This is a genomic window from Streptosporangium sp. NPDC049644 (assembly GCF_040675205.1).
Lineage (GTDB): Bacteria > Actinomycetota > Actinomycetes > Streptosporangiales > Streptosporangiaceae > Streptosporangium > Streptosporangium fukuiense.
Genome location: NZ_JBFAOJ010000261.1, coordinates 1 through 1589, shown reverse-complemented (window position 1 = coordinate 1589; position 1589 = coordinate 1). Strand labels below are relative to the sequence as shown.

Sequence of the window (1589 nt, the reverse complement as noted above, 5' to 3'; positions counted from 1 at the left end):
CGGGCGGAGTCGAGGGAGACCACCTCCGCGCCGGGGCCGTCGTCAGCCGGTCCGGCTGGCACGTCGGGCAGGGCGGTCAGGTCCAGGGGCGTGGTGGTGGGGTGGTGGCCGTTGGTCTCGGTCGGGATGTCGGTCATGATGAGGTCACCTCGTGTGCCTTGATGGGGGCGGGGTTGCGGGGCGCGGCCACGTTCTTGGCGGAGTGGGGCCGCGTCCCGTAGGAACGGTTGGTGGGGACGTCGATGATGCGGGCGCCGGTCACGTCGCCTCCTTGACGAGGGCATCGCGGACCGCGCGGGCGGTGTCCATCGCGCACCGTGCGGCGCGGCGGATCGCGGCGGCGCTGGGGTAGGGCGGAAGCTGCCCAGCGGCGATCAGGTGCCGCACGTGCGCGGTCACGGCGTCGATGCCGGGGCCGTCGGAATGCTCCCGAGGGTCGGAGTCGGCGGTGCTTTTTGCCCTGTACTCCGGGCCAGTAAGGGGGTTACTGGATCTTGCGTCCGCGCCGTGGTCGAGGCGGGTGAAGGCGGCCAGGATGATCGGCAGCGCGGTCACGATGGCCACCGCGACCACCGGTCCGAGGATGTGCAGCACCAGCCGGGAGAAGGAGAACGTCTGCCCCTCGGGCAGTGACCAGGGCAGGTAGGGCCAGGCGTTCATGCCGAGGGTCAGGGCCAGGAACAGCCACTCGATGCGGACCAGGGTGGGCGATTCGATGGGCTGTCCGCGGGTGCCGAGGTAGGCGCGGGCGCCGACCACGACCAGCAGGGCCAGGGACATGAACGGCTCGACCAGCCAGGCGAACACCCACGAGGGCGACCACGCTTCGGCGCCGTCGGCGGCGAAGGTCTGCACACCGGCCGTCGACCACGCCAGCGCCAGGGTCAGAGACACCATGCCCGCGGCCACCAACAGGCGGCGCATCCGGGCGGCCTGCCAGGCGCGCATGGCCGGGTCCTGGCCAAGCTCGTGCAGCCGGGCCGCTTCCCGGGCCTGCTTGCGGCGCTTACGAACCTTGGCCGTGTCCAGCAGCAGCGGCGCGGCGTCGTCCTGGAGATCGGCCAGCAGGTGCGCTTCGGCTACCTCGGCGCGCAGTCGCTGCACGCGCTTGGTCTCCCCGCCGCTCTCCACCGGCAGCGCCGGCAGCGCTGCGGGGAGGGCGGGGACCTGCTCGGCCAGGTGGCGTTCAAACTCGGCCAGGCCACGCGCGACGTCGTCGGGGGTCGGCTCCGGGGTGGGGGTCGTGAGGCTCATGCGGCTTCCTCTCGTGTCGTGATCGCGCAGTCCAGGCAGGTGCCCAGGTGGCGCGGCAGCACGTAACCGGCATCCCGTCGGCACTCAGGGCAGGTGCGGCGGGCGGCGTTGGCCTTGGCCAGCGCCTCCAGCTGCGCGGGGGTGGCGGTGCGCTTGGGCAGCGCGAACCGGATGTCGTAGAGGTAGGCGGCGCGCACCCCGGGGGCGCCGTGCCGCTTCGAGCGCCACAACACCTGTGCCTGCACGCCCTGCCCGCCGGGCCGCAGCCCGGCGGCGGTCAGCTGGCGGCGGGTCAGCAGGTGCGGCGGCGACATCCGCCAGGGGTAGGTAGGGAT

3 protein-coding genes are annotated in these 1589 nt (G+C 73.1%); all 3 read right to left on the bottom strand.

The genetic code is table 11. The features are described from left to right. Nucleotides 1-133: 133 nt before the first annotated feature. Nucleotides 134-262: a hypothetical protein gene (locus tag AB0J58_RS44980; protein ID WP_364227979.1), complete on the bottom strand. Its 129-nt coding sequence runs from the start codon at nucleotides 260-262 to the stop codon at nucleotides 134-136. After that, nucleotides 259-1254, bottom strand: a complete 996-nt coding sequence (locus tag AB0J58_RS44975) for a hypothetical protein (RefSeq protein ID WP_364227976.1) — start codon at nucleotides 1252-1254, stop codon at nucleotides 259-261. Before AB0J58_RS44975 ends, AB0J58_RS44980 begins: the two co-directional genes overlap by 4 nt. After that, nucleotides 1251-1589: RRQRL motif-containing zinc-binding protein (locus AB0J58_RS44970; RefSeq protein ID WP_364227973.1), on the bottom strand; the 339-nt coding region annotated here is incomplete at its 5' end. The genes AB0J58_RS44970 and AB0J58_RS44975, both read right to left, overlap by 4 nt.

Excerpts from the sequence above, each read along its gene's own strand:
- AB0J58_RS44975 (WP_364227976.1), bottom strand. The coding sequence starts at position 1,254 with ATGAGCCTCACGACCCCCACCCCGGAGCCGACCCCCGACGACGTCGCG.